This window comes from Polaribacter sp. ALD11, assembly GCF_002831685.1.
GTDB lineage: Bacteria > Bacteroidota > Bacteroidia > Flavobacteriales > Flavobacteriaceae > Polaribacter.
In genome coordinates, this window is record NZ_CP025119.1 from 499,581 (window position 1) to 526,220 (window position 26,640).

The following is a 26,640-nucleotide window of genomic DNA, read 5'->3' on the forward strand; positions in this document are numbered from 1 at the left end:
TAAAAGAAGTTATATTTTTTTTTCGTTTTCTAATAATGCGTCTAAGGCTACAAAATCTGGTACTAAAACCTGTCTTGCTTTACTACCTTCAAAACCACCAACAATACCGGCAGCTTCTAACTGGTCGATTAACCTACCAGCTCTATTGTAGCCTAATTTTAATTTTCTTTGTAAAAGAGAGGCAGAACCTTGTTGTGCTGTTACTATAATTTCACAAGCATCTCTAAATAGTTTGTCTCTATCTGCAATATCTATATCAATACTTGTGCCACTTTCATCATCTACGTATTCTGGTAATAAATAAGCATCTGCGTATGCTTTTTGAGAACCAATAAAATCGGTAATTTTCTCAACTTCTGGCGTATCTACAAAAGCACACTGTATTCTATTTAAACTGTTACCTGCTGTATATAATAAATCTCCTCTACCAATTAATTGATCTGCGCCGCCAGCATCTAAAATGGTTCTAGAGTCTATTTTAGATGTTACTCTAAATGCAATTCTTGCAGGAAAATTTGCTTTAATAATACCTGTAATTACATTTACAGAAGGTCTTTGGGTTGCTACAATTAAATGAATACCAATTGCTCTGGCAAGTTGTGCTAAACGTGCAATTGGTGTTTCTACCTCCTTACCAGCAGTCATAATTAAATCTGCAAACTCATCAATAACCAAAACAATGTATGGTAAAAATTGATGGCCGTCATTCGGATTTAATTTACGTGCCTTAAACTTTGTATTGTACTCTTTTATATTACGAACCATTGCTGCTTTTAGCAAATCATAACGGTTGTCCATTTCAATACAAAGAGAATTTAATGTATGTACAACCTTAGTGGTATCTGTAATAATTGCTTCTTCTACGTCTGGTAATTTTGCTAAATAATGACGTTCAATTTTATTGAACAATGTAAGCTCTACCTTCTTTGGGTCGACTAAGATAAACTTGACTTCTGCAGGGTGTTTTTTATACAAAAGTGACGTTAAAACGGCATTTAAACCAACAGATTTACCTTGTCCTGTTGCACCCGCCATTAATAAATGCGGCATTTTTGCAAGATCAACTACAAATGTTTCGTTAGAAATTGTTTTTCCTAAAGCAATGGGTAATTCCATAGTAGATTCTTGAAATTTCTTTGAAGAAATAACAGAATGCATAGATACAATGGTCGATTTTTTATTGGGTACTTCGATACCAATAGTTCCTTTTCCAGGAATTGGTGCGATAATTCTTATTCCTAATGCAGATAAAGACAATGCAATATCATCTTCTAAGTTCTTAATTTTTGAAATTCTAATTCCTGCTTCTGGTACAATTTCATACAACGTAATTGTTGGGCCCACAGTTGCTTTAATTTCTGCAATACCAATCTTGTAGTTTTTTAAAGTCTCTACAATTCTATCCTTATTAGCTTCTAATTCTTCAGGATCTATAGAAATTGTTTCATTATATTGTTTTAATAAATTAAAGGTAGGAAACTTAAAATTAGCCAATTCTAAAGTTGGGTCAAATTCACCAAAATCTTTTACCAATTTATCTGACAAATTTTCGGCTACACTTTTTTCTTCTCTGCTAATAGCAACATCAATCTCTACAATAGGTTCTTCTTCTTCTTTTAAAATTTCAGTATCTGAAATAGGTGCTGTGTTGTCTTCTACAGTTAATTTAAGGGCTTCTTTCTTAGTGGGAACATCAGAATGCTTAGAAATAGTAGGTTTTAAATCGATAACAGATTTTTCAAATTCTGATTTCTCTTTTTTATCCGAAGTTAAAGAAATAGTTTCAGATATTTTTTCTGAATCCGTCTTTATAGAAACTGCTTTTTCTTCTGTTTTTTCTTCTGGCTTCAATAGAATATCAGCTGCCTGTTTTTCGGCTCTTTCTATTCTTTTCTGTTTTACTTGATTTATAAAATGATCGAAATTAACCTTGTAACGCAAAATGATGTAGGCTAAAAAGAAAAATATTAAAATAATTGCTAAACCTGTTTTACCTATAAAATCTTGAAGATATGCATTAATTTCAAAACCAACAATACCAGATAAAAGTGCGAATTCTTCATGTAAAAAACCTAAGGTTACAGAAATTAAAACCATGGCAACTAAACCCCAGTTCCAAGAAATTATTATTTTAGATAATTTACTTTGAAATAAAACATTTAATCCTGTTAAAAATAGTTGAAATGATATTGTAAATGCTGCAATACCAAAACCTTTATAGATAAAAAAGTGGCTTAAGTTTGCTCCAATTTTTCCTAATAAGTTATTGCTTTTTACAGCTCTATTGGTCAATTGATGAAGAGTACTTTGGTCTTCTTGCCAATTAAAAAAGAAAGAAATGAAAGCGATGCATAAAAAAAGAGAGAACAACATTAGAAAAATGCCAAAAATTGTTTGTGCTTGTTTTGTTTTTAAAAAAGCAAAAATAGTTGGTTTTTTTTTAGATGTTTCTGTGGTCTTTTTTGTGCTAGGTTTTCTTTTAGCCATTAATGTATATCGTGTTTTTGAAGCAAGTTAAGCTAAAATAATAAACTAATTTTTGGTATATAAATAAACCCTGCAATAATTAAAGAGATGATTCCTGCAAATGTTGGTGCACCCGCTGCAATATCTTTTATAAAACCTATTTTCACATGAAAATCTGGATGCACAAAATCAGCCACTTTTTCTACAGCAGTGTTTAAAGATTCTGCGACAAGAACCATTCCTATTGCTAAAAACTGAAGCATCCATTCTACATTAGAAATATTAAAATAGAAGCCCAAAATTGTTGCAATAATTGCAACACAGACTTGTACCTTTATACTGTCTTCTGTAGTTATTAGCAACCAGGTACCCCTAAAAGCAAATTTTAAACTGCGTATTCTTCCTCTAATAAAACTATCATTTGGGTTTTTCATGAAACTAAATAGCTTTTAATGCAGCTTCATAATTAGGTTCATCAACAATATCAGAAACTTGTTCTGTATAAACTACGTTACCGTTTTCATCTAAAACAATAACAGCTCTAGAATGTAAGTGGGCTAGTGGTCCGTTTGTAATTTCTAATTCATAATCTTTTCCAAAACTACCAGTAGCAAAATCAGATAACATCATTACATTCTCTATGCCTTCAGCTCCACAAAAACGTGCTTGTGCAAAAGGTAGATCTTTAGAAACACATAAAACAACTGTATTTTCTAATTCAGATGCTTTTTTATTAAATTCTCTTACAGAGGTTGCACAAGTACCTGTATCTACAGAAGGAAAAATATTTAAAACTACTTTTTTACCAGCAAAATCAGACAATTTTTTTTCTCCTAACTCTACGGTTTTTAGAGAGAAATTAGAAGCTTTAGAGCCAATTTTTGGTAGATTTCCTATTGTATTTATTGCGTTTCCTTTTAAAGTTATATTTGCCATTTTATTAAGTTTTATTTAAAAGCCAAAAGTAAGAATAATTAAATTATTTGAGAAGATATAAACTCTTAAACCTAATAAATAATTATTGCATTTTAGAAATATTTTTTTTTGGAATAAAAATAAAACCAAGACTTGTATAATTTCGTAAGTGTGATTGTAACAAAATTATTAATTATTTAATTTACGTATTATGAAAAAAATAAATTTTATTAAGACTTCGGTTCTTGTTTTTGCATTATTTTTAGGACAGTCTTTTGTGGCTCAAAAAATAAAAATGGTTGGTGGTGCAGAAATGTATCCTTCTAAAAACATTGTAGAAAATGCAGTAAACTCTAAAGATCACACAATATTAGTAGCAGCAGTAAAAGCAGCTGGTTTAGTAGATGTGCTATCAAGTGAAGGGCCTTTTACTGTTTTTGCACCAACAAATAAAGCTTTTGACATGTTACCAATGGGTACTGTAAAAACTTTATTAATGGACGAAAATAAAATGAAGTTGCAGTCAATTTTAAAATATCACGTTGTTGCTGGTAAATGGAGCGCAAAAGAGATTATTAAATTGATTAAAAAAGAAAACGGAAAAGTAGAAATTAAAACGGTAAGTGGTGGTAAAATTACTGCATGGATGAAAGGAAAAGAGGTTTATATTTCTGATGAAAATGGAGGCGAAGCTAAAGTTATAATTGCAGATGTGAATCAATCTAACGGAGTTATCCATGTAGTAAACGCTGTTTTATTACCAAAACTAGCAATGTAGAAAATTATATTTATTCACAAAAAAAGTCACTTTTTTAAAAGTGACTTTTTTTGTATTTTTAGCTAATAGCTGTAAAGTATTCTAATAACAAGTTGTATTTTTGCGGTCTTTAAAAAGAACAATACTTTGAATATTTCTCAATACACCTCAGAATTTAAATACAACTGGAAATTAGCAGCACCTGTAATGCTAGGAATGTTAGGACACACTTTTGTGAGTTTTATAGATAACATTATGGTTGGCCAATTAGGAACAGCAGAATTGGCAGCAGTTTCTTTAGGAAACAGTTTTATGTTTATTGCAATGTCTATTGGTATCGGTTTTTCTACAGCAATAACACCGTTAATTGCAGAGGCAGATTCTTCTAATAACTTCGAGCAAGCAAAATCTACATATAAACATGGTTTATTTTTGTGTTCAACTTTAGGAATTTTACTATTCTTACTTGTTTTCTTTTCTAAACCATTAATGTATTTAATGCAACAACCAGAAGAAGTTGTAGAATTGGCAATTCCATATTTAGATATCGTTGCTTTTTCATTAATACCGTTAATAATTTTTCAGGCAATTAAGCAGTTTAGCGACGGATTATCGATGACTAAATACCCAATGTATGCTACCCTAATTGCAAACATTATAAATGTAATTTTAAATTACCTTTTAATTTTTGGTAAGTTTGGTTTCCCAGAAATGGGAATGGTTGGTGCTGCCCTTGGTACATTAATTTCTAGAGTTATTATGGTAATCTATCTTTGGGTATTATTAAGGTATAAAGAACGCTCTAGTGCAATTGTAAGAAATATAAAATTATTTGTTTTAGATATAGTAATGATTAGAAGAATTGTTAATTTAGGTTCTTTAAGTGCTATGCAAATGTTTTTTGAAGTTGCCATTTTTACAGCTGCTGTATGGTTAAGTGGTTTGTTAGGTAAAAACCCGCAAGCAGCAAATCAAATAGCTTTAAATTTATCTTCGATGACGTTTATGGTTGCCACTGGTTTAAGTGTGGCTGCTATGATTAGAGTTGGAAACCAAAAAGGATTACGAAATTTTAAAGAGTTGCGTAGAATAGCATTTTCTATCTTTCTATTGGGCGTTTTATTAGCTGTTTTCTTTGCATTATTATTTTTTATATTTCATAAAAGTTTACCAAATTTATATGTGGATTTAGGTGATATAACAAACTATAAAGATAATATGGAAGTGATAACAATTGCAGGAAATTTATTGTTAGTTGCAGCTTTCTTTCAAATTTCAGACAGTATTCAAGTAGTTTTTTTAGGAGCCTTAAGAGGGTTACAAGATGTAAAAGTACCTACTATTTTAACTTTTGTTTCTTATTGGATTATTGGTTTTCCTGTTTCTTATTATTTAGGGAAAGAGGAAATGTATGGAAGTTTTGGTATTTGGCTTGGTTTGCTAGCAGGTTTAACAACAGCTTCCGTTTTATTATACATTCGATTTAATTCCTTAACTTTAAAGTTGATAAAAGATAAAGAAGAATAAACGACCCCTCGAGCGCAGGCGAGTGGTCTTTAGGTGAAAAATTAAATTAGTTATCGACTGCGTTCGAACAGACACAAATAATATAATTACAATGAATTTACCAAAATTTTTAATAGCAGATAACAGTAATTCTCCAGAAGATATTTTTGTATTGCATACAGAATTCCCTCGCTTTATGATTAATTTAAAAGACGATGAAATAGAATGGTTTGAAGATCTAACAGGAGAAAATGAAGAAGATATTGCTACGGAATTAGCCGACTTAATGGATAAAGCAGGCGTTTTTTATGATGAGGAGATGAAAGAATTTGAGTAGGTACTTCTATTTTAAACTATAAAGAAACCTCCTATTATATTTATAATAGGAGGTTTTTAAATATATAATTATTTCTAACTTATTGCTTAGCTTCAGGAATTGTAATTCCTAATTTTTTAATGACTAGGTCCGTGATGTCAAATCTTTCATCTATGTAAGCAAACTGATTACCTGTTGTAGTTAAAATTTGAGTGTAACCTCCTGCTTTAGAAACTACGGCAATAGCATCACTTAATTTTTTGTATAAAGGACGCATCAGTTCATCTCTTTTTAAGCCCATTAAAGTGTTTCCATTTTTTTGATATTTATTAATATCTTGTTCCAAAGCACTTAACTCTTGTTGAATTGTTTTTTTTTCTAAAACACCCATATCTTTTTCTTTAGCTTTGTAATCTTCTAACCTTACTTTAAAGTCTTCAACTTTTATACTGAAAGAAGAATCTAATTTTGCGCCATAAACTTGCGTCATTTCTATAACGGTTTTTGCTTCTGGCATAAAATTAACGATATAGTCACTATCTACAGTGCCAACTTTAGTTTGTGCACTAGAAAATGTACTTATAAAAGCAATAAATAATACTGTAATTTTTAGTTTCATGGTTTAATTTTTGTATGACAAAGATATAAAAGTGAATTATTTAGCCAAGTTTCTTACTTATAAAAAAAGTTAAATTTTTATTTTATAAAGTTGAAGCATAGTTTTCTAGTTTTTTTAAATCTTCTTTATTAGAAATATTAGTATTTGCATCTGTTAATAAATAGTCTGTTTCTTTGGCTATAATAGCAGTATACTCTTCAAATTTAGATTTCTTTTTTACATTATTTAAAGAAGTTAGTAGTTTTGTAACAATAATAATATCATGAGTGCAATATGTTCTTAAAGAAGCCATAATATTGTATAATAAATCTTCGAATTCTAAAGAATTTACAAGAACAAAAGGTTTATTATTTTTTTGCTTAATATCTATGTTTTTCTTCTGAACTCTTAAAATTAGCAATTCAGAAAGATAATCTATTGCATTCATAGCCGTTCCTGGATCATTAATGCCTGGTGACATAGATTTTACAGCGACTTCTGTAATTTGTTTAAAAGCTAATAAATAATTATCGTCAATTAATTCTCCTTTAGAAAAAGTGAAATTAGCATGTATTCTTTCTGAAATTTCTTCGTTAATCGCAATATTAGTTTTAAATAAAACAGCATCTTCACTGCAGTAAGAACCTTTATTAGCTAATATTTCTAATTGAAAGTTATTCTCAAATGCTAAATCTAATAAAATGTCTAAAGACAATATTTTAAAATAACCAGTACATTTTGTTTTATGAAGAATCCAATTTTGAGTATCTATTGTTTTATTTATTAGGCTTTTTTCATCGTCAATTAAATGAAGTAATTTCTTTTCTGCAGATTCATATATCTTTAATAAAATATTATTTATTTGAATTTCTTGAGAGATGGAGTGGATAAAGTAAATAAATGCTGCTAATGAGTGAATCATAAACACAATAGAAAGCAATATAGAAAATCCTGGAAGTTGATATTTATCTCCACTTGGCTCTATAGAAACTAAAATTAAAATACAATAGATTATAGTGAATAAATAAACTCCTAAGACTACTTGATGTCTTCTATTTGAAACTAAGCCTGGTAATAATCTAGGTGAGAAGTTACTAGAAGCTTGGTTTAGTAAAATCATAACCATAGAAAAACTAAAAACCATTATAGACGTTAAACCTGCAATAAAAGTAGACAAGATAGTTCTTGCAGTTTCTTTGTCATTAATAACAAGCTCTGGTAAAAAACTTTGTAAATAAGCAGAAATACCAAGATTTTCTAAGTACATCATTACATAAGCAAAAAGAACTCCAGCCAAAGCGATAATAGAAGGGAAGAAGGCAATCTTATTTTTTAAATTATAAATTTTACTTAGTAATGTTGAAAACTTATCTTTCATTTTCGGTTATTGTTTTACTAATCTTATTTTTAATCGTTTCAATATTAGTTAAATAATCAAACCATAAAGTATTTTCATCTCTTTTAAACCAAGTTAATTGTCTTTTAGCAAAACGTCTGGTGTTTTTTTTAATTTCAGAAATAGCAAAATCTTTTGTAAATGTTCCGTCAAGAAAAGAAAATAACTCTCTGTAACCAACCGTTTGCAATGCATTTAAGGTTTTATTCGGGTATAGCTTTTCTGCTTCCTCTAACAAACCATTCGCCATCATTATATCTACACGTTGGTTAATTCGGTTGTAAATTATTTCTCTATCTGCATTTAAACCTATTTTTATAACATTAAAATCTCTAGTTTTTTTAGGTTTGTTTTTAAAGGTTGAATATGGAGTGCCAGAACCAATACAAATTTCTAAAGCCCTCATAATTCTATGCGGATTGTCTATTGCAATTGTATTATAAGTCTCTATGTCTAATTCTTTTAACTGTTGTTGTAGTGCTTCAATTCCGTCTTTTTCTAGTTTTAATGTTAGCTCTTCTCGTATTTTAACATCCACTTCAGGAAAATAATCCAACCCTTTTAAAACGGCATCTATATACAAACCACTTCCACCAACCATTATTTGAACAGGGTTTTCTTTAAAGAGATCATCTAGTTTTTCTAAAGCATCTCTTTCAAATTCTCCTACATTGTAGGCATCAAAAATACTTCTATTTTGTATAAAGTAATGTTTTGCCGCTTTTAATTCTTCTGGTTCAGGAACAGCTGTACCAATGGTCATTTCTTTAAAAAACTGTCTAGAATCGCAAGAAATAATACTTGCGTTAAAAGTGTTAGCAAGTTGAATACTTAAGGCAGTTTTACCAATTGCTGTAGGACCAACAATGCTAATTAAGGTGTTCTTAGAGTTGTTCATTTTAATTTAATATGCTTCCGCAGTTATAACAAAAGGTTGCATTTGTCTTGTGAGTTTCCTTTAGACAACTTGGGCATGATTGTGTATTTGTATCTACATCTGTTTTTGTCATTTCTGAGCTTACAATACCCGTAGGAATGGCTATAATAGAATAACCCAAAATCATAATAGCGCTTGCAATTAATTGACCTAATGGGGTTTGAGGTGCAATGTCTCCAAAACCAACAGTTGTTAGGGTTACAATTGCCCAATAAATACTAACAGGAATGTTTGTGAAACCATTTTCTTCACCTTCTATCATATACATAATAGTCCCTAAAATAATACATACAATTACCACAAAAAATAAAAATACAGCAATTTTTGCTCTACTTGCTTTTAGTGCCAACATTAGTTTATTAGAAGCACCAATATATCTAGCTAATTTTAAAATTCTAAATACACGTAACAAACGCAGTGCTCTTAAAGCAACTAAGCCTTGGGAGCCAATAAAAAATAAAGATAAATACATAGGCACTGTAGAAAGGAAATCTATAATTCCGTAAAAGCTGAAAATATATTTAGATGGTTTTTTAATAGATATAACACGCAGAATATATTCTATTGAAAAAAGGATAGTAATAATCCATTCTCCAATATTTAATAGAGAATGATGTGCATTATCAAAACTTTTTACACTTTCTAGCATGACCAGCAAGATACTTGCCAGAATTGCAATTAATAATATTACGTCAAATAATTTTCCCTCTTTAGTATCTGCTTCATAGATAATTTCATGAAGTCTTTCTTTCCAAGAAGGTTTTTTTATAGAATCACTCAAAATTTAGCTTATTTTCTGTTACAATACTACAAATTTTTACTGAGTTTAAAAATTTTTACTATTAATTTTATCAGTATTTACAAGGGTTTTGAAAAAATATTAAAAAAAAACACTCTTTTTAAAAACCGTACTTCAAATCATCTCGTAAGTATGAGTGAGATTCAATTAAATATAAACTAAAAACTCACACAATGAAAAAAAGTAAAATTTTATTAGGAACCGTAATTGTTGCAATTATAGGTTTAGTTACAGTAGCGGCAGATCATATTGATGCGCCAGCAGCAAAAGGAACATCTGCAGATATTACAGATTTCTACGCTTTTCAAGCAGAAAACACAAGTAATTTGGTTTTTGTAGCGAATGTACAAGGGTTATTAAGTCCTTCTGCAACGGAAACGACCAATTTTGACGAGAATGTGTTGGTTGAAATTAATATTGATACAGACGGAGACAATGTAGAAGATTTAGTTATTCAAGCAATTCCAAGAGACGGTAAAATGTATTTCTTCGGCCCAGTTGCACCATCTGTTACAGGATTGAATAGTACAATTTCTGAAATGTCATCTGTAAAGGGAGAAGTAGCTATTTCAAAAAAAGGTTCTAGTGCAGTAATAGGAACGAATGCTTCTGGAATGAAAATGTTTGCAGGACCAAGAGATGACCCTTTTTTCTTTGACTTTGCTAGATATAGTGAAATCATAGGAGGAACAGCAAGTGCTTTTAATACTCCAGGGTCAGATACATTTGCAGGTACCAACGTATTATCTATAGTTGTTGAAGTACCAAAAAGTATGATTGGTACATCAGGTAAAATTAATACTTGGGTAGAAGCTAAAGTAAAACAATAATTAACAAACTTAAAACATAATATCATGAAAATTAATTTTATAAAATATACGGCAGCTTTATTAATGTCTTCAATAGTATTCGTAAGTTGTAACAACAATGATGACGAGCCAGTAATCATAAAAACAGATTTTTCTGGAACTTTTGTCCAGAAAGATCAAATGGGTAGGCCAGCAGTAAATACGGTATTTACTTCTTCAGCAAGTAAAGATGAATTTAATGTAACAGTTCCGTCTGAACAAAATGCAAAGTTTCAAGCAATGTTTGAAACAAATTTAAAAGGGTTAAGTCCTGCTTTTGCAAACATGGGAGATAAAAATGCTTTAGGACAAGATGCTGCAGCTTTTACAAGTTTATTAGCTACAGATGTTTTAAATGTTTCTTTAGATGGCATTACAACTTTTTACGACGGTACAAACCTTTTAACAGGAAGAGCGTTGGCAGATGATGTAATTACTGTAGAGCTGATATTGATTTTTGGTGGTGAAACAGGATTAACTGATTCTGAGAACCCTACATTATCTAATGACAACGTAGATGCAAATGATAAAGAATTTTTAACAAGTTTTCCTTATTTAGCTTCACCTTGGTAGAAGCTGTTTAGATCTGGCACAGGTTTGGGGGAACTTGTGCCAGTAATAAACTTAAAGAATACCATCTCATATTTTTAATTTTTCTGACGTGTTTTCCCTCGTAAAGTACGTCAGTTATTTAATCACTTTTAAAATACAAAAAATGAAATATTTCCAACTAATTTTATTATTTGTAACTTTTTCTATCGCAACAAGTTGCAATACATCAACAAACAAACAAATAACAAATACTAAAGATTATGAACAATTTTTATTAGGTTCAGAAAGCACATCTTTAGAAAACATACAGACAGATTTTAATTTTTGGAAACAAAAGTTAGAAAAAACACCCGGTCAATATCCGTATTACGCAAAATTAGCAGCTGCAAACAATGCTGTTTTTAAATTAACAGGAGAAATTGAGTCACTAAAACAAGCGGAAGAAAACTTAGTTTTAGTAAATGAGAGAACAAATTATAATAACGCTGGTTATTTAAGAAGTTTATCTAGAAATTACATTTCGCAACACAGGTTTAAAGAGGCTTTAGAATTACTTAAAAAAGCTGAAGTAAATGGTGAAAATTTACAACAAACTCAATTTATGTTGATTGATGTAAATTTAGAATTAGGAAATTTAGAAGAAACAGACAAGTACTTATCAAAAGTAAAAAACTTTAAAAGCTTCGATTACTTAATTAGAATTTCTAAATACAATGATCATATTGGTAATTTAGACAAAGCTATTGAATATTTAGAAGCATCTTTAGAAATCGTAAAATCTTCAAATAACAAATCATTAGTGCAGTGGAACTATACAAATCTTGCAGATTATTATGGGCATGCAGGTAGAATTAAAGATTCTTACAGTGGTTATTTAAAAGCATTAGAATTAAACCCTAATGATAGTTATGCTAAAAAAGGTATTGCTTGGGTTGTGTATTCTTATGAAAGAAACCCAGCAGAAGCATTAAGAATTCTAGAAACCGTAACAGAAGAAAATAAAGCACCAGATTATCACCTATTAAAAGCTGAAATATTAGATTTTATGGGGAAATCAGAAGAAAAAGATAGGCAGGTCGATAAATATTTAGCACAAGTTTCAAATACAAATTACGGAGTAATGTATCATAAATATGATGTTTTACTATATGCAGATGATGCTTCTAAAAAAGCAAAAGCATTAGAAATTGCTACACAAGAAGTTTCAGAAAGACCTACAGCTCAATCGTATGATTTATTAGCTTGGTCTTACTTTAAAAACGGACAAAAAGAAAAAGCTTTATTAATTACAGAGAATCATGTAATTAACAAAACTTTTGAGCCAGAAGCATTATTACATACAGCCTATATTTTAAAAGCAAATGGTAAATTAGACGCCGCAATTTTACTGAAAAAAGAATTATTAGAAAGTATATACGAATTAGGTCCTTTATTTGAAAATGACATTAAAAATATCTAAATTCGCAGGTCAAATAAAAATATAAAATAATGAAAAGTAAACTGATTGTATTTATTCTTTTGACAAATTGTATACACATATTTGGGCAAGAATTAAAAGGACGTGTTTTAGATGTTTTTAATACACCAATAGAAAATGCGTATGTTTTTAACGTTACATCAAATTCTCACACACATTCGAATTTAAATGGGAATTTTAAAATAATGAGTTCTAAAATTGGAGATACGATTCAAGTTGGAATTTTAGGTTTTCAAAAGCAAGAAATTATACTTTCTAAAAAGAACTTTAATAACTTTATTGTTCTTTTAGAAACAAAGATTTTTCAATTAGAAGAATTGGTTTTACGTAAAGAAATTAATGCTTTACAAACTATTTCTAAGATAGATTTACAAGTAAACCCTGTAAATAGTTCTCAAGAAATTCTAAGAAAAGTACCTGGCTTAATTATTGGGCAGCATGCTGGTGGTGGAAAAGCAGAACAGATTTTTTTACGTGGTTTCGACATCGATCATGGTACCGATATTGCACTTTCTGTAGACGGAATGCCAATTAATATGGTTTCTCATGCTCATGGTCAAGGGTATAGCGATTTACACTTTATGATTCCTGAAACTATTCAAAAAATAGATTTTGGTAAAGGACCTTATTATGCAAATCAAGGTGATTTTAATACTGCTGGTTATGTCAATTTTTCAACAAAAAACAGCATTCAGAAAAGCACAGTTTCTTTAGAAGTAGGTCAATTTAATTCTTTAAGAACTTTAGGTATGTTCAATCTTTTAGAAAACAAAAAAAACGAAGATGCATATGTAGCTATAGAATATATTTCAAATGATGGTCCTTTCGAGTCACCACAAAACTTTAACAGGTTAAATGTATTCGGAAAATACAATACCTTTTTAAATGGAAAAGACAAAGTTACATTAACAGCTTCTCACTTTACAAGTAGTTGGGACGCTTCTGGTCAGATACCAGAAAGAGAAGTTAAAAACGGAAATATAACTCGTTTTGGCGCAATAGATGACACCGAAGGAGGAACGACTTCTAGAACTAATTTTAATGTTCAATTGCAGAAAACATTGTCTGAGGAGTCTATTCTAAAAACCAATGTTTTTTATTCTAAATACAATTTTGAATTGTTTTCTAATTTTACTTTCTTTTTAGAAGACCCTATAAACGGAGATCAAATAAGACAATTTGAAAACAGAGATATTTTTGGAGCAAATGCTAAAATAATTTCGAATAAAGAATTTGGAGATATAGAAGCTAAATTTACAAAAGGTGCTGGTTTACGTTACGATTTAATTAATGATGTAGAGCTTTCTCATACAAAAAACAGAAAAGAAGTTATAGACAGAATTCAATTAGGAGATGTAAAACAAACCAATATGTATGCGTTTTTTAATTCTGAATTTGAGTTAGGAAAATTTAAAGTTTCACCAGCGGTTCGTTTAGATTATTTTAAATTTATTTACAACGATGCTTTAAAAACGAATTATGAAACCTTAACTAAAAATAAGGCAATTGTTACGCCTAAATTAAACTTTTTGTATGCTCAGAATAATAACTTACAATGGTTTTTAAAATCAGGAATTGGTTTTCACTCTAATGATACAAGAGTAGTTTTACAACAAAATGCAGATAAAATTTTACCAAAAGCATACGGTTTAGATTTTGGGAATATTTGGAAGCCTACAAAAAATATGGTTTTAAATACAGCTGTTTGGTATTTATTGTCTGAAGAAGAATTTGTTTATGTTGGTGACGCTGGTATTGTAGAGCCATCTGGAGAGTCTGAACGTTTCGGTTTCGATCTTGGTATAACATATCAATTTACAGATTGGTTGTTTTTTAATACCGATTTAACCTACACAAAAGCAAGAAGTTTAGAAAATGTAAGCGGACAAGATTACATACCTTTAGCGCCAGATTTTACAATGGTTGGTGGTTTGTCTGTTGCTAACTTAGGAAACTTTTCTGGAGGTTTACAATATCGATATATTGATGATAGACCTGCAAACGAAGACAATTCTATCGTTGCAGACGGTTATTTTATAGCAGATTTTAATGTAAATTATAAAATGAACGATATTACTTTAGGGGTGGCTGTAGAAAATATTTTTGATGTTGCTTGGAATGAAACTCAGTTTGCAACAGAATCGAGATTACAAAATGAAGCAAATTCAGTAGAAGAAATTCATTTTATACCAGGAACACCGTTTTTTGCGAAAGCGAGCATTACATATACGTTTTAGAATAATATAAATATTTTAACCATGTTTGTTTTGGTTGATTTTAGTTGGATGAAATGCCTGTTACAATTTGTAGCAGGTATTTTTTTTAACTTTTTCACCATTTTTTAATCTTAAATAGTGAGGAAAGCGTACTATTAAAAAAGAATAGGAAAATTTATATGATACTATTTAATTCTTTTTGCTTGAGTTATAAAAGATAAGCCTTGTTGGCCAATTGTAGATGTCATTACACTTTCAAATATAGGTTCTGGGGTGTTTTTAGGAGTTTTCCATTCAAAAATAAAATTAGAACCCGTTCCGCCAGAAACATCAATCTCATCTATAATTATTTCTGTAGTTTCCATTGGTGCTAAAAAAATTGGGAAATCAAAATATTTTCGAATTGAATTGCCATGTGTATCGTAGTATTCTGCTTTTAGAATGTAAATTGAATCAATATCACTAGTGTTTCTTAGGCTAATCATTGCTGTTAAATTATGCTTTCTGTGTTCAGACATGCTGTAAACTTGAGAGTAAATAGAAAGATAAGATTTACCATATTTAAGAGAATCTTTCTTGCTGATATTTATAGCCCTTTTTGTCCAGTTTTCAGTGTTTATAGAACTAATTTCTTTCTTTTTATTACAGCTGAAAAGTAAAAAAAGAAGAGCAATACCTATATGTTTTAGTTTCATTTTGAAGAGATTTTTTTATGTAAATAATAGGATTATAGTATTTGTAATAGTTTTTAGCAAAATAATATCTTTAAAGATTTAGCAAGAAGTTAAATGATTATAAATCTAACAACCTTTTAGCCGCATTAAAAGGAGTTGTTTTACCACTTTCTAAGTTTATAATTTCATTTTCTAAAGCACTTTTAATTTTTATATTCTGATAAAAATTAGCCTTTAGTTGCTGTTCAATGGTAGATAGCAGCCAGAATTTATTTTGGTCATTTCTTTTTTTATCGAAATATTTATTTTCTTTTGTTAGTGTAATATAGTTAGAAATCATCGTATCAATCTTCTCAATTCCAGAATTATGCAAAGCGCTTGCAGTTAAAACTTTTGGTTGCCATTTACTTTCTTTTAGCGGGTATAAATGCAGTGCTCTATTAAATTCAACTTTGGCAATTTTTGCATTTTGTTTATTTTCACCATCGGCTTTATTAATAACAATTGCATCTGCCATTTCTATAATTCCGCGCTTTATTCCTTGCAATTCATCACCAGCACCAGATAGTTTTAATAATAAAAAGAAATCTACCATAGAATGCACCACCGTTTCTGATTGACCAACACCAACCGTTTCAATAATAATAGTATCGAAACCAGCAGCTTCACAAAGAATAATACTTTCACGTGTTTTTTGTGCAACACCACCTAAAGAAGTTCCAGAAGGAGAAGGTCTTATAAATGCATTTTTATCGGTAACCAATTCTTCCATTCTAGTTTTATCACCTAAAATAGAGCCCTTATTTACAGAGCTACTTGGGTCAACTGCTAAAACAGCTACTTTTTTTCCTTGCGCAGTTAAGTGTTTTCCGAACGTTTCAATAAACGTACTTTTTCCCACTCCAGGAACACCTGTAATTCCAATTCTAACAGAATTATTAGCATAAGGCAAACAACGTTCTAAAATTTCATTTGCTTTTTGTTGGTGTTTCGCATTTGTACTTTCTACTAACGTAATTGCTCTGCTTAGAAAAGTAATATTTCCTTCTAAAATTTTAGCAACAAATTCATCTACAGAGTTTTGTTTGGCTCTGTTTAATTTTATTTTTTCCGCAGAAGATTTACTGGTCGTTTCTGGTGGTGAAACGCCTTCATTTTCGTGTAATGCAGAAGATTTTATATCCATTGTAAAAGTTAATATGTAAATTTATAAATAAATAATGATATTTTATGTGTTATCACTTTATTAGATTTAACTAAAGCTTCTCTAATTTATAGACAGGTTAAATTTTTGGTAATTGAACTGAATACATATGAAGATTAACCTTTGTAAGTTTCTGCAGAAATTCTCTACTATTCACTATAATTTTTTTTATCAATTTTAGAATATATTATAAATATATTGCCTTTAAGATGAGAGAGAAGTAATAAACCCAATCATAACCAATTCTTTACCATTAAATACAAGGAAATGGAATATTAATTTTGTCAACTCTTTTTTAGGCAAACTTCTAACAAATTCCATTTCTCTATTCTTTTAAAAGTACCTATCTTTATCCCCTGTAATTAGTCACTTTTTTTAATGGAACGCTACAAAGAAAATCAATTAAAAGTATACAATTCTCTATCTAAAAAGAAAGAGAATTTCAAACCCATAACAGAAGGTTACGTAGGCATGTATGTTTGCGGCCCAACAGTTTATAGTAATGCCCATTTAGGAAACGTAAGAACTTTTATGTTTTTTGATGTTGTGTATCGTTATTTATTGCATTTAGGTTACAAAGTACGTTATGTACGTAATATTACTGATGCAGGTCACTTAGAAAATGATGCCGAAGAAGGTGAAGATAAAATTGCTAAAAAAGCACGTTTAGAAGAAATTGAACCTATGGAAGTTGTACAGCGCTATACTGTAGATTTTCATAATGTGCTTAAAAATTACAATTTTTTACCACCAAGTATAGAACCAACCGCAACAGGTCATATTGTAGAACAAATAGAAATGATTAAAGAGATCATAGAAAAAGGTTTTGCTTATGAAGTAAATGGTTCTGTGTATTTTGATGTTTTAGAATACAATAAAAAAGAAAATTACGGAATTCTCTCTGGAAGAAAAGTGGAAGATTTATTACATAATACTAGAACTTTAGACGGACAATCAGATAAGAAAAATCCTCAAGATTTTGCACTTTGGAAAAAAGCAGATGAACGCCATATTATGCGTTGGCCATCTCCTTGGAGTGATGGTTTTCCTGGTTGGCATTTAGAATGTTCTGTAATGAGTACAAAATATTTAGGTGAGCAGTTCGATATTCATGGAGGTGGAATGGATTTAAAATTCCCGCATCACGAATGTGAAATTGCACAATCTAAAACATGTAGTGGTAAAACGCCTGTTAACTATTGGATGCATACAAATATGCTTTCTTTAAATGGCCAAAGAATGGCAAAATCTACAGGAAACTTTATTTTACCTAATGAAATTTTATCTGGAGAAAATGACATTTTACCAAAAGCATTTTCAGCAAGTGTTGTTCGTTTCTTTAATATGCAGGCAAACTATAGAAGTATTTTAGATTTTTCTGGTGAAGCTTTAGAAGCTTCGGAAAAAGGACACGGAAAGTTGATGGAAGCTGTTAATTTTTTAGAGAATGTTGAAGCTGGCAAAACATCTACTTTTAACATTCAAGATTGGAGTAAAGCTTGTTATTCCGCAATGAATGACGATTTTAATACGCCAATTTTAATTGCTAATTTATTTGATGCTGTAAAAGTAATCAATCAAATAAAAGACCAAAAAGCAAGTTTAACTGCAGAAGATTTACTTGAATTTAAAGAAACTCTAAACGGATTTGTTTTTGATGTTTTAGGTTTGATGAATGAAAATTCACAAGACAATTCAGAAAAAATAAATGGAGTAGTAGCATTATTAATTAAATTAAGAAAAGAAGCAAGAGAAAATAAAGATTGGGCATTATCAGATCAAATTAGAGATGAATTAATTGAGCTAGGAATTCAATTAAAAGATGGTAAAGAAGGCACAACGTTTTTAGTAAATTAAATAGATAATTACGAATTGTAAATTATGAGTTTCAAATTTTTAAGTAGGAATGTCATTTCAAAAGAGGAGCGGTTGAGAAATTTCTTTTTACAATTCTTAAATCTATAATTTTTGAAGAAAATACTTTCATATCCTTTTATTTTACTTGTTCGTTTTTACCAAAGCGCAATTTCACCATTTACACCAGCAACTTGTAGATATAGTCCTACCTGCTCGCATTATACAATAGAAGCATTGCAAAAACACGGTCTTTTTTCTGGTGGTTGGTTGGCTTTGAAAAGGATATTTAGTTGTCATCCATGGGGCGGAAGTGGTTATGATCCTGTACCAGAAAAGAAAGAATAAATAGTTTTGTATCCTCGAGCGTAGTCGAGAGGTTTATTAAAAGTACATTAATATAAAATAGGTCTCGACTGCGCTTGACCAGATATAGAAAAATATATGAATTTTTTAGCAATAGAGTGGAATCCTTCGATAGGAATAGATTTAGGTTTTTTTGTAATTCGTTGGTACAGCTTAATGTTTGTAACTGCTTTCTTATTAGGATTGCGTTTCATGAAAAAAATCTACGTAGAAGATAAAATTCCTGTAGAAAAGATGGATCCATTATTTATGTATGTTTTTCTTTCTATGTTAATAGGAATGCGTTTAGGAGATGTTTTCTTTTATAGTTGGGATTATTATCAGAACAATTTATTAGAAATATTTTTGCCATTTAAAAATTCTGCAGAAGGTTGGAAATTTACAGGGTATACAGGTTTCGCCAGTCATGGTGCAGCAATAGGTATTCCTATTGCGATGTATTTCTACGCTAAAAAACATTTAAACAAACCTTGGTTATTTATTTTAGATAGATTGGCTATTATGGTTGCTTTGGCAGGGTTTTTCATTCGTTTTGGTAATTTTTTCAATTCAGAAATTTACGGGAAAGAAACAGGATCTAGTTTTGGAGTTATTTTTAAAGCAGCAGGAGAAACAGTTGCAAGACATCCAACACAATTATATGAAGCTTTTAGTTATTTAGCATTGTTCTTTGTATTATGGCATTTATATTGGAAAACAAATAAAAAAGAACAAACAGGTTTCCTTTTTGGAGTATTTATGGTAGTTTTATGGTCATTACGTTTTATAATAGAGTTTTTAAAAGAACCACAAGTGCAAGAAAGAGGACAAGAATGGGTTTTTAGTCCGTTAAATACAGGGCAAGTTTTAAGTATTCCTTTAGTTTTAATTGGAGTTTGGTTAATGGTTAGAAAATCAAAAAAAGTAGCTTAGATTTTTATGGAAAAATTAAAACAACGTTGGGGAATAGAAAGTAATTGGTCTATTTTGGCCATATTTATTGTTTTCGCAATTAATGGATCTTTTGCCACCTGGGTAGCAAAACCCATTACTAATTTTTTGGGTTTAAATCCTGAAACTATTTCGGGTTTTATTTATTGGCCTTTAAGAATCTTACTTATATTTCCTATTTATCAACTAACCTTACCAATTGTAGGTTGGTTTTTTGGTCAATTCAAATTTTTCTGGGCTTTTGAAAAGAAATTTTTAAGCAGATTAGGTTTGGGCTTTTTATTTAAAGCGAAGGGTTAATTTTCTATTAATTCTTCATTTTTTCTTTTATTTATTACGTAGCTATAAACCCACATAATTGTAAATGTAGGTATAATATCTAAAGGAAGAATTTCTTCGAAAAAAGAAATAATACCAGCAACTTTACCTTCTTTGCCTTTATACATTTTAGTCATGATATAACCAGATAATGGAGCCCAAAGAAAATCTATAAAAGGAATTGGTATAAAACCAATGGCGTCTAACACAAGGCTTGCTGCCAATTTTTTGTATTTATTATTCATATAATATCTTATTCAAAACTCTTGCCAAAAAATATTTATTTTGTATAGAATTCAATAATTTAGCTAAAAAGATTCTTTGTAAAGTGAAATTTAATCAATTCAAAAATAAAATAGCATCACTTAAAGCTAAAGGTTTAGGCGGTTTAGATGCACAATTTAAACTAGCACCAGAACTTCGTTTAAGATATGATGCCGATACAATTAAAGCAAGCAATCCAAGAAAAGCGGCAGTTTTGGCATTGTTTTATCCGAACGGAAAAGAAGAAACGACCTTTATTTTAACAGAAAGAGCCAGTTATAAAGGCACACATTCTGCACAAATAAGTTTTCCTGGAGGCAAAATTGATAAAACTGATATTAATTTACAAGAAACAGCTTTAAGAGAAGCTTTTGAAGAAATAGGGGTATTGCCAAAATCTGTAGAAATTATTAGAGAACTGACGGATGTTTATATTCCGCCAAGTAATTTTTTAGCAACTCCTTTTATTGGTTTTTCCGCTGAAAAGCCTTTTTTTGTCACCAATTATGAAGTTGAAAATACGATTGAAGTTTTGTTAGAAGATTTATTAAATGAAACCTCTTTATCTACTGTAAATCTATCTACTTCTTATATGGATAATATTGACGTACCCTGCTTTAAGTTAAATGGTTACGTGGTTTGGGGTGCTACAGCAATGATGCTTTCAGAAATTAAAGAACTTTTAAAACATTAAATTTTGTGATTTGTTTCGTAAATTTGCTTTTAACCAAGTATTTAAAAAGAACTAAAAATGCCCTTATTTAAAAGAAATCCTTTTGGTCATATCTTATTTTTAAAAAAGATGATCATTAGACTTTTCGGCTTGATTTCTCACGGTAGATATCGTAAATTCAATAATTTACAGATAGAAGGTTCAGAAATTTTAAGAAATTTACCAGATAATAATGTTTTATTCATTTCAAATCATCAAACTTACTTTGCAGATGTAGCAGCGATGTTTCATGTATTTAATGCTGCCTTAAGTGGTAGAGATGATTCTATTAAAAATGTTGGGTACATCTGGCATCCGAAATTAAATATTTATTTTGTTGCTGCTGGTGAAACAATGAAATCGGGTTTGTTACCAAAAATATTTGCGTATGCAGGTTCTGTTTCTATTGATAGAACTTGGCGAAATGCAGGGAAAAATGTAAACAGACAAGTAAAAAATTCTGATATTTCTAACATTCAAAAAGCCATAAAAGACGGTTGGGTTATTACATTCCCTCAAGGAACCACAACGCCTTTTAAGCCAATTAGAAGAGGAACTGCTCATATTATAAAAACCTGTAAGCCAGTTGTTGTCCCAATTGTAATCGATGGTTTTAGACGTTCTTTTGATAAAAAAGGGTTGAGCATAAAAAAACGAAATGTACTACAATCTATGGTTATTAAAGAGCCATTAGAAATAGATTATGAGAATGAAAGTATTGCAGATATTGTTACTAAAATTGAATTTGCAATAGAACAACATCCTTCATTTTTGAAAGTTTTATCTGTTAAGGAGTTAGAAGAACTTACAAAAGAAGAAGAAGAATTGAATAAAAAAAGGGAGTTTTGGAGTTCTTAACGTTTCTTAAATTCAAAAATTTTAATTTCTATTCCAATAAATAAACTGTATCTATATTTTAAATCATCGTAGAGCATTTCTAGATCTGTTCTTTCGGTAATTTGATTTAAAACACTTAATTTTATGTTATTACTTATATAATAATCTAACTGAAGAGCAGCAGACCAACTAAAAAGGTTTTGCTGTTTTCTATTAATATACCCAGCACCCAAAGAAGGAGTTACGTGGAGATTGTAATCGTTAAAAATATCCATAAAAGTAAAACCTGCAAAACCACCAACTCTTGAATATTCATCTGCTAACAATGCTTTTTCGTATTCCAAACCATAAACAATATAACCTAATTTATGATCTTTTCCTTCGTATTTAACTCGTGCAATAAGATCTAAAGTTCCTGCTCTATTTCCTAATTGATCTCCAAAAACTAATAATTTAAAATCTTGATGCAAAGAAACATTTATAGAATTTTGAGCACATGTAAAAATACTACTCATTAAAAGTAGTATGAAAAAGAGGGGAGCGTTTTTCTTTTCGAACATTTTAAGCAATTTATTAAGCATAGCAATTATTTAAAGGTAGTCTTTATTTTTTTAGCATATAATCTATTATTCTTTTAAAATGGTATCAATAGCAAGTATTTCATTTTTAGAAAAAACAGTATTTTCAATTGCCTTTACACTATCTATAATTTGTTCGGTTTTACTTGCACCAATTAAAACAGATGTAATTCTGTCATCTTTTAAAATCCAAGAAATTGCCATTTGTGCTAATTTCTGATTTCTGCTTTCTGCAATTTCGTTCAATGCCTTAATTTTAGGAAGCATTTCCATTACCTTATCTGTTTTTAAGTAACGACCATCTTTTACCGCTCTAGAATCTTTTGGTAATCCTTTAATATATTTATCGGTTAACATTCCTTGTGCCAAAGGCGAAAAACAAATAGCACCAATGCCAGAGTTTCCTAATAAATCTAATAAGCCGTCCTCTATCCAACGATCAAACAAGTTATATCTTGGTTGGTGAATTAAACAAGGAGTTCCTAAATCTTTCAGAATTTTAAATGCTTTTTCCGCTTCTTCTGGTTGATAATTAGACAAACCAATATACAATGCTTTTCCTTGTCTTACCATTAAATCTAAAGTACCCATGGTTTCTTCTAAAGGCGTATCATAGTCTGGTCTGTGATGGTAAAATATATCTACATAATCTAAGCCCATTCTTTTTAAACTTTGATCTAAACTAGCAACTAAGTATTTTTTAGAACCCAAATCTCCATAAGGACCTTCCCACATATCATACCCCGCTTTCGAGGAAATAATTAATTGATCTCTATATTTTTTGAAGTCTTTCTTTAAGATTTGTCCAAATGTTTTTTCAGCAGAACCATAAGGCGGACCATAGTTATTTGCCAAGTCAAAATGTGTAATTCCGTTATCGAAAGCACATTTTAAGAGATTTCTAGCATTTTCAAAATCATCATTTTTACCGAAATTATGCCATAAACCTAAAGAAAGTTCCGGTAAAAGCAAACCACTATTTCCTGTTCTTCTGTAGTTCATTTTGGTATATCTTTCTGAATCTGCTTTGTATTTCGCCATAATTATGGAATTATTTCTTTTTTAAATTAGTTACTGTTATGCTAAGCTAGTAATAGTGTTGAATCTTTAAAATTAAAAGAAACAAAAAAGTAATGATTTTACAATTATAACATTCCTTTATTAACTATAACGAATGTACTAGGCTAATGCTTCTTTTAAAATAGTTATTGGGTGTTTTGCAACACGTTTTGTTCCATCAAAAATTTGATGTCTGCAACTCGTTCCAGCAGCAACAATTTCTGTCTCCATTGGTGTATTCCTTACCTTCGGGAACAAGGTATCTTCACCAACTTGCATCGAAAGATCGTAATGTTCTTTTTCATACCCGAAAGAACCTGCCATTCCGCAACAACCAGAATTAATGATTGTTACTCTATAATTTGTTGGAATATTTAAAATTTGAAAACTTGCATGCGTTCCAGACAATGCTTTTTGATGACAATGTCCGTGTATTTTAAGTGTCTTCGTTTCTGAAGTAAACAACGACGTATCTATATCTCCTTTTTCAACTTCTTTCGCCAGAAACTCTTCAAAAGTAAAAACATTTTCAGCTATTTTTTCTGCGGATGTTTTATCGTCTGCTAACCGAATATATTCGTCTCTAAAGGTTAAAATAGCAGAAGGTTCTATTCCTATTAAAGGCGTTTCTGCTGTAATTATATCTTTAAAAACAGCCACATTTAAGTTACAAACTACTTTTGCTTGTTTTAAAAATCCTTTAGAAATAAAGCTTCTTCCAGATTCTTCATGAGGTACAATTTGTAAGTTATACCCTAATTTTTCAAAAAGAGAAAAGGCATCTTTTCCAATTTCTACATCGTAAAAGTTGGTAAATTCATCACAAAATAAATAAACAATTTTTTTATGGGTTGATTTTTGCTGTTTTTTATACCAGTTTTTTAAAGTTTTCGGAGCCAACTTAGGCACACTTCTTTTCTGTGCAACGCCCATGGCTGCTTTTGCAAAAGGAGTATTTAAAATAGCATTTGTTAGGGCAGGAGCTATGCTACCTAATTTGTTATATTTTACATTATTTGCAAACAATTTGCTTCTAAAAGAATACCCATTTGTTTCTTGATATTGATATAAAAACTCTGCCTTCATAGTAGCAATATCTACGTTACTTGGGCATTCGGATGCACAGGCTTTACAACTTAAACACAAATCGAAAACGTCTTTTAATTCTTTGTGATTAAATTTATTTGCTTCTTCTGAATTTGTTAAAAATTCACGTAAGGTATTTGCTCTTGCTCTTGTGGTATCTTTCTCGTTTTTGGTAGCTCTGTAACTTGGGCACATTGTTCCGCCGGCTTCTACAGGTTTTCTACAATCGCCAGAACCGTTGCATTTTTCTGCTAATTTTAAAATTCCTTCGCTGTCAGAAAAATCTTGAATGGTTGCTATTTTTGGTTCAACTCTATCAATTTCATAACGCAGACTTTCATCCATCGCAAAAGCATCTGTAATTTTGCCTTGATTGAACACATTGTTTGGATCAAAGGCTTTTTTAATACGTCTTAATAATTGATAATTTTGTTCCCCAATCATTAAAGGTATAAATTCTGCACGCACAATTCCGTCTCCATGTTCCCCAGAAAAAGAACCTTTGTATTTTTTTACTAACTGCGCAGTCTCAGTCGTAATTTTTCGAAATAAGACAACATCTTCCTTCTTTTTCAGGTTTAAAATCGGACGTAAATGCAATTCTCCAGCGCCTGCATGTGCATAATACACCGCATTTTGCTTGTAATTAGACATTATTTGAGTAAACTCTGCAATATAATTTGGCAAATCTTCTAAAGCCACAGCCGTATCTTCAATACACGCCACCGCTTTTTTATCACCAATCATATTTCCCAAAGCACCTAAACCTGCCTTTCTTAAATAATGAACCTTTGCAATGTCTTCTCCATATATTTTTGGATGGTAATACCCGAAGTTATTTTTTTCTAAATCTGCAATTAAATTATTTGCTAAAATTTCTGCTTCTGGAAGTGTGTTTGCAGAAACTTCTAACATTAAAATAGCTTCCGGATCTCCTTGTAAAAAGAAGCGATTTTTAGCCAAATCTCTGTTGTTCTTTGTACAATCTAAAATGGTTTTATCCATTAATTCGCAATTGTACAAATTATGATTCATGGCAGTTACCGTAGCCAATAAACTTTCATTAATACTTGTAAAATGTGTACAGACCATAATACTTTCAGCAGGAGGCAAAGCGTCTAATTGTAATGTAATTGACGTTGAAAAAGCCAAAGTTCCTTCACTACCAGCTAATAATTTTGCAACATTTATGGTTGGAGATGTTCCACCGAATAAATCGGAAGTTAGTAATTCGTCTACCGCATAACCTGTACATCTTCTATGAATGGTTGCTTTCGGAAACTCATTTTTAATTTCTTGCTGATTCTCTTCGTTAGAGAGCTCGTCAAAAAGGCTTTTATAAATTTGTCCCTCTCGGGTATTTTCTTTTGTTTTATTGATGAATGCAGCTGATGTAATTTTGTTAAAAACAACAGAACTTCCGTCACTTAAAATAGCTTCAATTTCTAACACTTTATCACGGGTAACGCCATACTTTATAGACGTACTTCCAGAAGAATTATTACCAACCATTCCGCCCATCATACAACGATTAGATGTAGAAGTATTCGGGCCAAAAAATAAGCCGAAAGGTTTTAAGTACGCATTTAAAGAATCTCTTACAATTCCTGGTTCTAATTTTATAGTTTTTGCAGCTTCATCAAAAGAGATAATATTTGTAAAATGTTTAGAAACATCTACCACAATTCCGTCTCCAACACATTGGCCAGCCAAAGAAGTTCCTGCAGTTCTTGGTATAAGCGTAATCTTATTTTTTGTAGCAAAAGCAATTAAGTATTTAAGGTCTTTTACATCTTTTGGAAACGCAACAGCCAACGGAATTTTTCGATATACAGAAGCGTCTGTAGCGTATAAAGTTTTGTGTAAACTATCGAAAAGTACATCACCAGAAAGTGATTGATGAAGTTGTTCTAAAACTGTATTTTGAATCATTTGAGTTGTGTAAATAAAAATTCTGCACACAAATATCTGAATA

Annotated in this window: 24 protein-coding genes and 2 pseudogenes; 13 read left to right on the top strand and 13 right to left on the bottom strand. The window is 30.4% G+C overall.

The annotated features are described in order from the left end of the window. Nucleotides 1-9: 9 nt before the first annotated feature. From CW731_RS02080 to tpx, 3 genes are read right to left on the bottom strand one after another with little or no spacing between them, the layout of a single operon-like run. Nucleotides 10-2,487: a DNA translocase FtsK gene (locus CW731_RS02080; RefSeq protein WP_100945166.1), complete on the bottom strand. Its 2,478-nt coding sequence runs from the start codon at nt 2,485-2,487 to the stop codon at nt 10-12. Nucleotides 2,488-2,519: 32 nt separating this feature from the next. Continuing rightward, the gene (locus CW731_RS02085; RefSeq protein WP_100945167.1) at nt 2,520-2,900 is read right to left on the bottom strand and encodes a diacylglycerol kinase family protein; all 381 of its coding nucleotides are present in this window, start codon (nt 2,898-2,900) and stop codon (nt 2,520-2,522) included. Between the two features lie 4 nt (nt 2,901-2,904). Next, the gene (tpx, locus tag CW731_RS02090) at nt 2,905-3,402 is read right to left on the bottom strand and encodes a thiol peroxidase (RefSeq protein ID WP_100945168.1); all 498 of its coding nucleotides are present in this window, start codon (nt 3,400-3,402) and stop codon (nt 2,905-2,907) included. Between the two features lie 190 nt (nt 3,403-3,592). Here tpx and CW731_RS02095 point away from each other — a divergent pair, with 190 nt between their 5' ends. From CW731_RS02095 to CW731_RS02105, 3 genes are all read left to right on the top strand, one after another. Further along, nucleotides 3,593-4,159, top strand: a complete 567-nt coding sequence (locus CW731_RS02095; RefSeq protein ID WP_100945169.1) for a fasciclin domain-containing protein — start codon at nt 3,593-3,595, stop codon at nt 4,157-4,159. Nucleotides 4,160-4,285: 126 nt separating this feature from the next. Continuing rightward, complete coding sequence (locus CW731_RS02100) at nt 4,286-5,665, top strand: MATE family efflux transporter (protein ID WP_198519842.1); 1,380 nt, start codon at nt 4,286-4,288, stop codon at nt 5,663-5,665. 91 nt (nt 5,666-5,756) lie between these two features. Beyond that, nucleotides 5,757-5,981: a hypothetical protein gene (locus CW731_RS02105; RefSeq protein WP_100945170.1), complete on the top strand. Its 225-nt coding sequence runs from the start codon at nt 5,757-5,759 to the stop codon at nt 5,979-5,981. A gap of 79 nt (nt 5,982-6,060) precedes the next feature. Here CW731_RS02105 and CW731_RS02110 read toward each other — a convergent pair whose 3' ends face one another. From CW731_RS02110 to CW731_RS02125, 4 genes are all read right to left on the bottom strand, one after another. Continuing rightward, the gene (locus CW731_RS02110) at nt 6,061-6,579 is read right to left on the bottom strand and encodes an OmpH family outer membrane protein (protein ID WP_100945171.1); all 519 of its coding nucleotides are present in this window, start codon (nt 6,577-6,579) and stop codon (nt 6,061-6,063) included. 82 nt (nt 6,580-6,661) lie between these two features. After that, nucleotides 6,662-7,936, bottom strand: coding sequence for a DUF2254 domain-containing protein (locus CW731_RS02115; RefSeq protein WP_100945172.1), 1,275 nt, complete (start codon nt 7,934-7,936; stop codon nt 6,662-6,664). Continuing rightward, on the bottom strand, nt 7,926-8,852 hold the full coding sequence (miaA, locus tag CW731_RS02120; RefSeq protein ID WP_100945173.1) for a tRNA (adenosine(37)-N6)-dimethylallyltransferase MiaA: 927 nt from the start codon (nt 8,850-8,852) through the stop codon (nt 7,926-7,928). Before miaA ends, CW731_RS02115 begins: the two co-directional genes overlap by 11 nt. A gap of 1 nt (nt 8,853) precedes the next feature. Next, a complete protein-coding gene (locus CW731_RS02125) occupies nt 8,854-9,672 on the bottom strand; it encodes an ion transporter (protein ID WP_100945174.1) in 819 nt (272 codons plus the stop codon). 191 nt (nt 9,673-9,863) lie between these two features. Here CW731_RS02125 and CW731_RS15935 point away from each other — a divergent pair. From CW731_RS15935 to CW731_RS02145, 4 genes and pseudogenes are all read left to right on the top strand, one after another. Continuing rightward, nucleotides 9,864-10,136: pseudogene (locus CW731_RS15935) on the top strand (DUF4331 family protein); the annotation flags it as partial. 93 nt (nt 10,137-10,229) lie between these two features. Next, nucleotides 10,230-11,111: pseudogene (locus CW731_RS15725) on the top strand (DUF4331 family protein). A 142-nt stretch (nt 11,112-11,253) separates the two neighbouring features. After that, the gene (locus tag CW731_RS02140; protein ID WP_100945177.1) at nt 11,254-12,549 is read left to right on the top strand and encodes a lipopolysaccharide assembly protein LapB; all 1,296 of its coding nucleotides are present in this window, start codon (nt 11,254-11,256) and stop codon (nt 12,547-12,549) included. Between the two features lie 29 nt (nt 12,550-12,578). Further along, entirely contained in the window at nt 12,579-14,804 is a 2,226-nt protein-coding gene (locus CW731_RS02145) for a TonB-dependent receptor plug domain-containing protein (RefSeq protein WP_100945178.1), read from the top strand. A 164-nt stretch (nt 14,805-14,968) separates the two neighbouring features. On the opposite strand, the gene CW731_RS02150 is transcribed toward CW731_RS02145, so the two are convergent. Together CW731_RS02150 and meaB are read right to left on the bottom strand one after the other, a co-directional pair. Next, nucleotides 14,969-15,478, bottom strand: a complete 510-nt coding sequence (locus CW731_RS02150) for a DUF3124 domain-containing protein (RefSeq protein WP_100945179.1) — start codon at nt 15,476-15,478, stop codon at nt 14,969-14,971. A 97-nt stretch (nt 15,479-15,575) separates the two neighbouring features. Further along, nucleotides 15,576-16,643: a methylmalonyl Co-A mutase-associated GTPase MeaB gene (gene meaB, locus CW731_RS02155; protein WP_100945180.1), complete on the bottom strand. Its 1,068-nt coding sequence runs from the start codon at nt 16,641-16,643 to the stop codon at nt 15,576-15,578. Between the two features lie 396 nt (nt 16,644-17,039). Here meaB and cysS point away from each other — a divergent pair, with 396 nt between their 5' ends. The 4 genes from cysS (at nt 17,040) to CW731_RS02175 (ending at nt 20,111) form a co-directional block, all read left to right on the top strand. Continuing rightward, a complete protein-coding gene (cysS, locus tag CW731_RS02160) occupies nt 17,040-18,518 on the top strand; it encodes a cysteine--tRNA ligase (RefSeq protein WP_100945181.1) in 1,479 nt (492 codons plus the stop codon). A gap of 111 nt (nt 18,519-18,629) precedes the next feature. Next, on the top strand, nt 18,630-18,863 hold the full coding sequence (yidD, locus tag CW731_RS02165; protein WP_100945182.1) for a membrane protein insertion efficiency factor YidD: 234 nt from the start codon (nt 18,630-18,632) through the stop codon (nt 18,861-18,863). 96 nt (nt 18,864-18,959) lie between these two features. Beyond that, on the top strand, nt 18,960-19,793 hold the full coding sequence (gene lgt, locus CW731_RS02170) for a prolipoprotein diacylglyceryl transferase (RefSeq protein WP_100945183.1): 834 nt from the start codon (nt 18,960-18,962) through the stop codon (nt 19,791-19,793). A 6-nt stretch (nt 19,794-19,799) separates the two neighbouring features. Beyond that, entirely contained in the window at nt 19,800-20,111 is a 312-nt protein-coding gene (locus tag CW731_RS02175; RefSeq protein ID WP_100945184.1) for a DUF6787 family protein, read from the top strand. On the opposite strand, the gene CW731_RS02180 is transcribed toward CW731_RS02175, so the two are convergent. Continuing rightward, nucleotides 20,108-20,374 carry a hypothetical protein gene (locus CW731_RS02180; RefSeq protein WP_100945185.1) on the bottom strand — a complete coding sequence of 89 codons (267 nt, stop codon included), beginning with the start codon at nt 20,372-20,374 and terminating at the stop codon, nt 20,108-20,110. The genes CW731_RS02175 and CW731_RS02180 overlap by 4 nt on opposite strands. Nucleotides 20,375-20,457: 83 nt before the next feature. Here CW731_RS02180 and CW731_RS02185 point away from each other — a divergent pair, with 83 nt between their 5' ends. Beyond that, the gene (locus CW731_RS02185; RefSeq protein WP_100945186.1) at nt 20,458-21,087 is read left to right on the top strand and encodes a CoA pyrophosphatase; all 630 of its coding nucleotides are present in this window, start codon (nt 20,458-20,460) and stop codon (nt 21,085-21,087) included. Between the two features lie 57 nt (nt 21,088-21,144). Next, nucleotides 21,145-21,963: a 1-acyl-sn-glycerol-3-phosphate acyltransferase gene (locus CW731_RS02190; RefSeq protein ID WP_100945187.1), complete on the top strand. Its 819-nt coding sequence runs from the start codon at nt 21,145-21,147 to the stop codon at nt 21,961-21,963. On the opposite strand, the gene CW731_RS02195 is transcribed toward CW731_RS02190, so the two are convergent. The 3 genes from CW731_RS02195 to CW731_RS02205 form a co-directional block, all read right to left on the bottom strand. Beyond that, nucleotides 21,960-22,457, bottom strand: coding sequence for a hypothetical protein (locus CW731_RS02195; RefSeq protein WP_100945188.1), 498 nt, complete (start codon nt 22,455-22,457; stop codon nt 21,960-21,962). The genes CW731_RS02190 and CW731_RS02195 overlap by 4 nt on opposite strands. A 111-nt stretch (nt 22,458-22,568) precedes the next feature. Further along, nucleotides 22,569-23,561, bottom strand: a complete 993-nt coding sequence (locus tag CW731_RS02200) for an aldo/keto reductase (RefSeq protein WP_100945189.1) — start codon at nt 23,559-23,561, stop codon at nt 22,569-22,571. 138 nt (nt 23,562-23,699) lie between these two features. After that, entirely contained in the window at nt 23,700-26,597 is a 2,898-nt protein-coding gene (locus tag CW731_RS02205; RefSeq protein WP_100945190.1) for an FAD-binding and (Fe-S)-binding domain-containing protein, read from the bottom strand. Nucleotides 26,598-26,640: the final 43 nt, after the last annotated feature.

Bases quoted from the DNA above. Each gene is read 5' to 3' on its own strand.
- CW731_RS02150 (WP_100945179.1), bottom strand. From the start codon at position 15,478: ATGAAACTAAAACATATAGGTATTGCTCTTCTTTTTTTACTTTTCAGC.
- CW731_RS02085 (WP_100945167.1), bottom strand. From the start codon at position 2,900: ATGAAAAACCCAAATGATAGTTTTATTAGAGGAAGAATACGCAGTTTA.
- tpx (WP_100945168.1), bottom strand. From the start codon at position 3,402: ATGGCAAATATAACTTTAAAAGGAAACGCAATAAATACAATAGGAAAT.
- CW731_RS02180 (WP_100945185.1), bottom strand. From the start codon at position 20,374: ATGAATAATAAATACAAAAAATTGGCAGCAAGCCTTGTGTTAGACGCC.
- meaB (WP_100945180.1), bottom strand. From the start codon at position 16,643: ATGGATATAAAATCTTCTGCATTACACGAAAATGAAGGCGTTTCACCA.
- CW731_RS02095 (WP_100945169.1), top strand. From the start codon at position 3,593: ATGAAAAAAATAAATTTTATTAAGACTTCGGTTCTTGTTTTTGCATTA.
- CW731_RS02190 (WP_100945187.1), top strand. From the start codon at position 21,145: ATGCCCTTATTTAAAAGAAATCCTTTTGGTCATATCTTATTTTTAAAA.
- CW731_RS02145 (WP_100945178.1), top strand. From the start codon at position 12,579: ATGAAAAGTAAACTGATTGTATTTATTCTTTTGACAAATTGTATACAC.
- CW731_RS02140 (WP_100945177.1), top strand. From the start codon at position 11,254: ATGAAATATTTCCAACTAATTTTATTATTTGTAACTTTTTCTATCGCA.
- cysS (WP_100945181.1), top strand. From the start codon at position 17,040: ATGGAACGCTACAAAGAAAATCAATTAAAAGTATACAATTCTCTATCT.
- CW731_RS02080 (WP_100945166.1), bottom strand. From the start codon at position 2,487: ATGGCTAAAAGAAAACCTAGCACAAAAAAGACCACAGAAACATCTAAA.
- CW731_RS02205 (WP_100945190.1), bottom strand. From the start codon at position 26,597: ATGATTCAAAATACAGTTTTAGAACAACTTCATCAATCACTTTCTGGT.
- miaA (WP_100945173.1), bottom strand. From the start codon at position 8,852: ATGAACAACTCTAAGAACACCTTAATTAGCATTGTTGGTCCTACAGCA.
- CW731_RS02105 (WP_100945170.1), top strand. From the start codon at position 5,757: ATGAATTTACCAAAATTTTTAATAGCAGATAACAGTAATTCTCCAGAA.
- CW731_RS02115 (WP_100945172.1), bottom strand. From the start codon at position 7,936: ATGAAAGATAAGTTTTCAACATTACTAAGTAAAATTTATAATTTAAAA.
- CW731_RS02175 (WP_100945184.1), top strand. From the start codon at position 19,800: ATGGAAAAATTAAAACAACGTTGGGGAATAGAAAGTAATTGGTCTATT.
- CW731_RS02110 (WP_100945171.1), bottom strand. From the start codon at position 6,579: ATGAAACTAAAAATTACAGTATTATTTATTGCTTTTATAAGTACATTT.
- CW731_RS02195 (WP_100945188.1), bottom strand. From the start codon at position 22,457: ATGAGTAGTATTTTTACATGTGCTCAAAATTCTATAAATGTTTCTTTG.
- CW731_RS02200 (WP_100945189.1), bottom strand. From the start codon at position 23,561: ATGGCGAAATACAAAGCAGATTCAGAAAGATATACCAAAATGAACTAC.
- lgt (WP_100945183.1), top strand. From the start codon at position 18,960: ATGAATTTTTTAGCAATAGAGTGGAATCCTTCGATAGGAATAGATTTA.